The following is an 8,177-nucleotide window of genomic DNA, read 5'->3' as shown; positions in this document are numbered from 1 at the left end:
CGTTTCCGGTCTTCTGCGTTGTTGCGAGGAGGTGCATTCTACATCTTCCTCATTCAGTGTCAAGCGTTTATTTTCAAGGCTTTTCACTTTATTTTTTTGTCCTCTTGGCTAACTCACTTAGCGTGATTTGCCGTGACAACGAGGGCGCATTATAGGGAGTTTTGTGAAGCTGGCAACACTTTTTTTTAGTTTTTTAACCGACCGTTGAATTTTCCACCAAATTGCACTTAAAGCGCTAGTTTTCTGAGCGATTCAAAGCCAAAACCCGCTAAAACAGGTTTTAATAATTCGCTATTCTCATCTTCTTTTAAGCAATAAGCGAAGCTAATTTCATTTGAACCTTTTATTTTCGCTTGATTTACGACCAACCACGCAGTTCTTCGTGCAATTGCAGCACCAGAATCGATAATTCGTGTGCCATCAGGTAAAACAGAAAGAAGTTCATCAGCTAATAAAGGGAAATGAGTACAGCCTAATACGACTGTATCTGGTGGCTCTTTCATTTTTAGCCAAGGTGTAAGAATTTTACGAAGCGCATCTAGAGAAACTTCCTCGCCATGAAGTTTCCTTTCTGCTAGTTCCACCAGCTCGGCTGAACCTAAAGAATGAACTTTGCAATCAGTTGCAAAGCGTTCTATCAGTTCATGGGTATAAGGGCGTTTAACTGTTGCTCTCGTCGCTAATAATCCAACGACCCCATTACAGGTTAATTTAGCGGCAGGCTTAATAGCAGGTACAACTCCCACAATAGGAATATCAGTAAACTTTGCACGTAAAGCAGGAAGGCTTACCGTACTAGCAGTATTACAGGCAATAACAATTGCCGCGAGAAAGTGCTTCTCAGCCACCGCGCTAACTATTCGAACAACACGGTCAATAATGAATTCTTGTGATTTCTCACCATAAGGGAAAGCTTCATTATCGAAAACATAGATATAGTGAGCATCCGGTAATTTTTCACGGATCTCACGGTAAACAGATAAACCGCCAACCCCTGAATCAAAAATCAATACAGTAGGGTTAGCGGTAGATAGTGCATCAGAAGTTGTAGCTTCCTGTGAGGAAGTATTCACGTCCTGGCGTGCGATAGCCATAAGCTGTCTCATAATCTTTATCAAACAGGTTGGCTATTCTACCACGAATTGAGAGATGTGATGTAATAGGATATGACGCAGTTAAATCCCAAATACTCACACCGCCTAGAGAAATAGGTTTTGATGAATAAGTTGAAGGATCATACTCTTTATCAGTACGTTGACCGATATATTGGTAAGTTACCCCCATATCTAATTTTTCGACTTGCCAATCAAGCTGATATTTCACTTGCTGACGAGCTCGACGATCAAGACGTTGGTGCGTTTCTTTATTTCTTGCATCTATATATTGGTAATTAAAGGTGTGATGGAAAATCCACGTATCCATTTCACCCGTAAATTCGACGCCTTTAATTAAAGCTTCTCCAATATTATAATTTTTCCATCCTTGCTTAGAATCAGCTTCAATTAAATTAGTAATATTATTTCTATATGCAGTCAAACGCCACTCTAAAGGTCCTGTTACGCCTTCAAAGCCCCCCTCCCACTGTTTACTCTTTTCGGGTTGTAAGTTTGGATTACTTCCCCATTCACTATAAAGTTGCATCAGTGTCGGTGCTTTAAATGCTGTACCATAACCACCAATCACACGATAGCCCTCAACGAACTCCCACGCTAAATTAGATTGCCACGTAGTATGCCAATTGTATTCAGAATGATGATCAGAACGTACCGATGCTTCTGCAATCACATTGCCTAACTTTTGCTGTCCAGTTAGATATAAGCCTGTATTATCGAAATGTTCTTTATTAGGAAATCCATTAGAACCTTCTTTAACAGATTGACGTTGCCAATCCACTCCACCACCTACACTGCCATTACCTAATAAAAGGTGATTACCCCACTGCACATTATATTGTTCAGAGTTGGTAAACCGGCTGCCTTTACCATAGCGACCTTGATGTGGATCGTAATCATAGTCTTTGGTGTAGTTATAACTGGTATTTAAAGAAGAAGAGTAGTTATCACGATGAAATTGCATACCTGCATCATAGGTGCGGCTAAACAGTGCGCGAGTATCAACAATAATAGTATTATCGTTATAATCTGGTTCAGCATCATAAGCGGTACGATTATCAAAACCATAAGCCCTTGCAAATAAAGAAACGTTATCATTTATATCGTGATTAACGCCTAACCATAGTGACTTATTCATAAAACCATCACGATCAGGTTGAGGATGCCCGCCTGTATTACCTTTCGCTTCTATATCGTAGCCTTTGGTATAGAGATAACTACCTGCCGCCGTTAGTGTTGTTTTATCACCAATTTTTTGTTTTACAGAGCCATCATATTCTTGATAACCATGAGAACCCATTGTGGCATTGAGTGTTCCTCCTTCTGTTTTTCTTTCTGTGAGGATATTAATCACACCACCAATTGCATCTGAACCATAAACAGAAGAACGAGGCCCTCTTATATATTCAATGCGTTGAACAAGAGAAAGCGGAATTTGGCTAATATCAGAACTACCAGACACATTAGCCTGATTTAAACGTACACCATCCACTAAAATAAGCACGTGGTTTGAATTTGTACCTCTGACAAATATTGAGCTTTGTTGCCCTATTCCACCGTTTTGCCCCACATCAATACCGGGCATTCTGCGTAATACATCAATAACACTATTACTCTGCCAACGATCAATCTGTTCACGTTCAACAACGGTGATAGGTGCTAAAATAGAAGAGTTCGGCTCTTGAAAGCGGTTTGCTGTCACACTTAATGTATCGCTGTTATTCGCAAACGCACTAAAACTCCCCACCATTACACTCAACGCTATATTTGAAATAAGAAAAACTTTTTTATTATTCATGAAAATCTGCATCCAACAGAATAAGTAGCAGGATGCCGCCAAAATTAAATAAAACGCGTATTTAATTTAAGATGCGACAGGTCTTCGGCAGGTCTTCGGACTCTAGGTTAAATAAACAATTTTGTGTATTTAAGATAATGACTTCCCACTGTACTTATTAAGGTACTTTGTAGTGTCTTTTATTATCCTTGATCCTATTACCGCTGCGCGTCAGTTCTGGCTTTGCACCAGATTCCCTTTTCACTCCTATTAGGAGACCGAACAGCTATGCTACGATTTCAACTCCACTGAGTCCAGAAATTGAACATGAAGAATACTGGACATCTTCATGAGGATCTCTACAATTTCGCTCGCTTAACTTTATTACTGCCAAAAAAAGGCGAGATACCATGCAGAATTCATTACCAACGCAAACATATCAGTCTCAACTGAATGAAAAAACACAACGTCTACAAACGATGATGGCTCCTTTTAATGCGCCTGAAGCAGAGGTTTTTTCATCACCAGAACAGCATTATCGTATGCGTGCGGAATTCCGTATCTGGCATGAAGACGATTCTCTCTATCATATTATGTTTGACCAAGAGACTAAGCAGCGTATTCGTGTTGACCAATTTCCGGTTGCTAGCCAGCTTATTAATAAAATGATGGTTGTCTTGTTGGCAGAAATAAAAGATAAACCAACACTCAGAAAGAAACTATTTCAGATTGATTATCTTTCTACGTTGAGTAATAAAATTATTGTCTCTTTGCTGTATCACAAGAAAATTGATGAAACTTGGCAACAAGAAGCACAAGCATTACGCCAGATCTTAATTGCTCAAGGCTTTGATGTGCAGTTAATCGGTCGTGCATATAAAACAAAAATTATGCTCGATAACGATTTTATTGATGAAGTGTTACCTGTCGCAGGTAAAGAGATGATTTATCGCCAAGTTGAAAATAGCTTCACGCAACCTAATGCTCAGGTCAATATTAAAATGTTGGAATGGGCATTAAAGGCAACAGAAAACGCGAAAGGTGATCTGCTTGAGTTGTATTGTGGTAATGGCAACTTTTCATTAGCACTCGCGCGTAATTTCGATCGCGTACTGGCAACAGAAATCGCAAAACCTTCTGTTTATGCCGCGCAATATAATATTGCAATGAACCATATTGATAATGTGAAAATTATTCGCATGTCTGCGGAAGATTTTACACAAGCAATGAATGGGGTAAGAGAATTTAAACGTCTAGAAGGGATTGATTTAAAAGATTACCAATGTGAAACCATTTTTGTCGATCCACCTCGTAGTGGTTTAGATGAGAAAACTGTAGAACTGGTTAAAACTTACCCTAGCATTTTATACATTTCTTGTAACCCAGAAACATTGTGCCAAAATTTAGAAACCCTAACAAAAACACATAAAATCAGCAAATTAGCTTTATTTGATCAATTCCCATATACCCATCATATGGAATGTGGTGTGTTATTAGAAAAAAGATAACTGCTTATTTCTCTTCTTAGAGTAAAAAATCCTTTAATAACGCGAATAAAAACAAAAACACCAGCAAGATAACTTGCTGGTGTCAAAATTTCGCTGTGTTTACAACAAATAGATAAGTACAGACTAGTACTGTTCTGCTTGTGATGCTCTCTCAGCTTCTTCTGCCTGTATACGTAAACGTTGACGATGTTTGAACTGACGATAAATCCATAACGCAACGATAACAATACAAACTGAAGAGAAGAAGTTTGAACCCCATTCAGGGTTAACGGTTCTGGTGTAAGCGTTATAACCGAAGAAGCCTAATAAAAAGAATGAAAAAATCAACTTAGGCATTCCATCAGTCATAGGTTGATTTAAATAGCGCTGATATAAACAGTAAACTGCCAAGATTAAACTGACGAGTGGGAAAACCGACCACGTTTCAATCAACGGGTTAAAAAAACTTGAATATGTACCATGTAAAGCGACACCAATGACTGCGGCAAGTAATAGCGTGCTTTTTTCACAGCGATTTTGTTCCATCATTTGTCTCCTTTCTGATGCGTTTTTTTCTTTATCTCTGGGTTATCTTGTTGAGGTATTTGCGTTTCTTGCTCACGTCGATACCAATAATAGGCACCTTTAGCAATCATTCGCAGCTGTATAACTAATCTTTCTTCTAATTGTTGACGCTTTTCAATATCGATATCCAGTGCTTCTGCGCCTGCACTAAATACAATAGTGACCATTGCTTCAGATTGCATTTCTGTAAAATAACGTGGCATATGACTCTCTTGCTCAAGATAGTCTGCCAGTTCTGCAATAAAATGTTGGATCTCTCGTGCGACTGCGGCACGAAATTCCGCCGAAGTCCCAGAACGCTCACGTAATAATAATCGAAACGCATTAGGATTATTGCCAATGAATTCCATAAAAGTGGCTACTGATGTTCTAATAACGCTACCACCTTTCGCAATACGTTGACGTGCTTGTCGCATCAGTTGGCGTAACATCAATCCACTTTCATCAACCATTGTCAGCCCAAGTTCATCCACATCTTTAAAATGGCGATAAAATGAGGTAGGCGCAATACCTGCCTCTCTAGCGACTTCTCGTAAACTTAAACTGGTAAAACTACGCTCGGCACTGAGTTGGCTAAAAGCTGCTTCAATTAAAGAGCGACGGGTTTTTTCTTTTTGTTTAGCTCTGATGCCAATATTATTACTCACAGAAATCCTGATAATCCTAATTTGGTTTATGCTCAATATATCAAACTTTGTTAAAAAAGCAGTGCGTACAATCATCTCTCAAGACACATTCTCATAAAAACTCAACAAAGTGTGACTAATGCCCTTAATGTCAATTGGGCTATTATTCATTCTAATGTTAATATACCGTTGTCGGTTTGTATAAAACAGGTCTCTTCCTATGCAACATTCTCATTTCGATGCCATTGTTATCGGTTCAGGTCCTGGCGGTGAAGGCGCGGCCATGGGGCTTGTTAAACAAGGAAAACGCGTCGCAGTTATAGAACGTTATAACAAAGTTGGTGGTGGCTGTACGCATTGGGGTACCATTCCCTCCAAAGCCCTACGCCATGCAGTAAGTCGCATTATCGAGTTTAATCAAAACCCACTTTATAGCGACCAATCTCGTCTTATTAACTCCTCTTTTTCTCAAATACTTCGTCAAGCCAGCACCGTGATTAGTCAGCAGACTAAAATGCGTCAAGGTTTTTACGAGCGTAATAATTGTACGATGTATTCGGGTGAAGCCGCATTTATTGACGAACACCGGGTCAGCGTGCGTTATCCTGATGGTACTTGCGATATTCTTTCGGCTGATAACTTTATTATTGCAACAGGCTCTCGCCCTTATTGCCCGCCAGATGTCGATTTTTCTCATTCTCGTATTTATAACAGTGACACTATTCTCGATTTAGAGCATGAGCCTCACCATGTCATTATTTATGGCGCAGGTGTCATTGGTTGTGAATATGCCTCTATCTTTAGAGGATTAAGAGTAAAAGTAGATTTAATCAATACTCGTGATCACCTATTGTCTTTCCTTGATCAAGAGATGTCTGATGCACTTTCTTATCACTTCTGGAATAACGGCATTGTTATTCGTCATAATGAAGAATACGAAAGCATTGAAGGTGTCGATGATGGTGTTATTGTTCACCTAAAATCAGGTAAAAAAGTCAAAGCAGATTGTCTACTTTATGCGAATGGCCGAACAGGAAATACAGACACTCTAGGCTTAGAAAACGTCGGTATTAAAACAGATAGTCGTGGGCTCGTTTCTGTTAATGCCCACTACCAAACCAGTTGTGAACACATTTATGCCGTAGGTGATGTTATTGGTTATCCAAGCCTAGCTTCAGCCGCTTATGATCAAGGCCGAATTGCGGCTTTAGCAATCACAACCGGAAAATCAGAAACACATTTAATTGAAGATATTCCAACGGGGATCTACACCATTCCTGAAATTAGTTCTGTTGGTAAAACAGAGCAACAACTCACTGCAATGAAAATCCCTTATGAAGTGGGTCGAGCTCAATTTAAACATCTGGCAAGAGCACAAATAGCAGGTATGAATGTGGGGAGTTTGAAAATTCTCTTCCACCGTGAAACCAAGCAGATTTTAGGTATTCACTGTTTCGGTGAGCGTGCGGCTGAAATTATTCATATCGGCCAAGCAATTATGGAGCAAAAAGGTGAAGGTAATACTATCGAGTATTTCGTTAATACCACCTTCAACTATCCAACAATGGCAGAAGCCTATCGTGTTGCGGCGCTTAATGGTTTAAACCGCTTATTTTAATGCGTTTTGTTTTTCTGCATAAAATGCGGTCATATGTTCACGGATTGTCTCTGCTAATTGTTCATAACGATTACGCAAAGGCGATCCGGGACGATAAACCAAAATAATAGAACGTGATGGATTTGGATCGGTACATTCTAAGTAACACACTCCATCACGTTTTTGTTCTTGAGGTACGGATAAATCAGGTAATAAGGTTATTCCACTACCAGCAGCGACCATATTACGTAATGTCTCTAAGCTCGTTGCTCTAAAATGAGTATCTTCTTTTGCGCCAGCTTGGAAACAGAACCCTAACGCTTGATCGCGTAAACAGTGTCCATCTTCTAACATTAATAAACGTTGACCCGCTAAGTCACCCATCGGCACAGAGCTACGTTCATGCCATGGATGTCCTTCATAAATCGCTAATTTCATTGGCTCTTCAAATAAAGGCACTTCAATAAACGGTGCACTCTCTTTAACCATTGCTAAAATTGCACAATCGAGTTTTCCACTATCTAATTGAGCTAATAAGCTATGAGTTTGTGCTTCATGAAGGTACATCTCTAACTTAGGGTAGTTTTTATGTAATTCAGGAATGATGTGGGGCAATAAATAAGGGCCAACAGTAGGGATAAGCCCAATATGTAAAGGTCCCGCCATACTTTCGCCTTGCAATGAAGCCATTTCTTGTAGCACTTTTACTTCACGTAAAACAGTTTTCGCTTGATCCACCAGCAATAAGCCTTGTTGGGTAAACAAAACCTTACGGCTCGTTCTTTCAAGTAACATTACACCGAGTTCATCTTCAAGTTTACGAATTTGACCACTTAATGTTGGCTGGCTCACATGGCAAGAATCTGCCGCCCGACGAAAATGTTTATGCTCAGCTAGAGCCACCAGATATTCCAAGTCACGGATATTCATTGCAGATCCCACATTTATTGCTGATAGTTAATGTCTATAGATAATATAGTAACTGATAAATTT

At 39.5% G+C, this 8,177-nt stretch carries 7 protein-coding genes and 1 riboswitch; of the genes, 2 read left to right on the top strand and 5 right to left on the bottom strand.

Going from position 1 to position 8,177, the window contains the following annotated elements; all coding sequences use genetic code 11:
* Positions 1-227 precede the first annotated feature (227 nt).
* Both murI and btuB read right to left on the bottom strand, forming a co-directional pair.
* Entirely contained in the window at positions 228-1,094 is an 867-nt protein-coding gene (gene murI, locus GWI59_RS07800; RefSeq protein ID WP_109398886.1) for a glutamate racemase, read from the bottom strand.
* The gene (gene btuB, locus GWI59_RS07795) at positions 1,039-2,910 is read right to left on the bottom strand and encodes a TonB-dependent vitamin B12 receptor BtuB (protein ID WP_161724398.1); all 1,872 of its coding nucleotides are present in this window, start codon (positions 2,908-2,910) and stop codon (positions 1,039-1,041) included. Before btuB ends, murI begins: the two co-directional genes overlap by 56 nt.
* 69 nt (positions 2,911-2,979) lie before the next feature.
* Positions 2,980-3,187, bottom strand: a riboswitch (cobalamin riboswitch).
* A 112-nt stretch (positions 3,188-3,299) separates the two neighbouring features.
* Between btuB and trmA the strand changes: the two genes are divergently transcribed.
* Positions 3,300-4,397 carry a tRNA (uridine(54)-C5)-methyltransferase TrmA gene (gene trmA, locus GWI59_RS07790; RefSeq protein ID WP_161669410.1) on the top strand — a complete coding sequence of 366 codons (1,098 nt, stop codon included), beginning with the start codon at positions 3,300-3,302 and terminating at the stop codon, positions 4,395-4,397.
* Between the two features lie 123 nt (positions 4,398-4,520).
* Here trmA and GWI59_RS07785 read toward each other — a convergent pair whose 3' ends face one another.
* Entirely contained in the window at positions 4,521-4,922 is a 402-nt protein-coding gene (locus GWI59_RS07785) for a YijD family membrane protein (protein ID WP_072064632.1), read from the bottom strand.
* On the bottom strand, positions 4,922-5,608 hold the full coding sequence (gene fabR / locus GWI59_RS07780; RefSeq protein ID WP_072064633.1) for an HTH-type transcriptional repressor FabR: 687 nt from the start codon (positions 5,606-5,608) through the stop codon (positions 4,922-4,924). The genes GWI59_RS07785 and fabR overlap by 1 nt, the downstream gene beginning before the upstream one ends.
* 199 nt (positions 5,609-5,807) lie before the next feature.
* Here fabR and sthA point away from each other — a divergent pair, with 199 nt between their 5' ends.
* Complete coding sequence (sthA, locus tag GWI59_RS07775) at positions 5,808-7,205, top strand: Si-specific NAD(P)(+) transhydrogenase (RefSeq protein ID WP_072064634.1); 1,398 nt, start codon at positions 5,808-5,810, stop codon at positions 7,203-7,205.
* Here the strand turns inward: sthA and oxyR are convergent.
* On the bottom strand, positions 7,197-8,114 hold the full coding sequence (oxyR, locus tag GWI59_RS07770; RefSeq protein ID WP_072064635.1) for a DNA-binding transcriptional regulator OxyR: 918 nt from the start codon (positions 8,112-8,114) through the stop codon (positions 7,197-7,199). The two genes, sthA and oxyR, sit on opposite strands and share 9 nt — an antisense overlap.
* Between the last annotated feature and the right edge of the window lie 63 nt (positions 8,115-8,177).

Source organism: Proteus sp. G2673 (assembly GCF_009915125.1).
In the GTDB taxonomy this organism is placed as follows: Bacteria; Pseudomonadota; Gammaproteobacteria; order Enterobacterales; family Enterobacteriaceae; genus Proteus; species Proteus penneri.
This window is presented reverse-complemented; position numbering and strand designations above follow the sequence as displayed.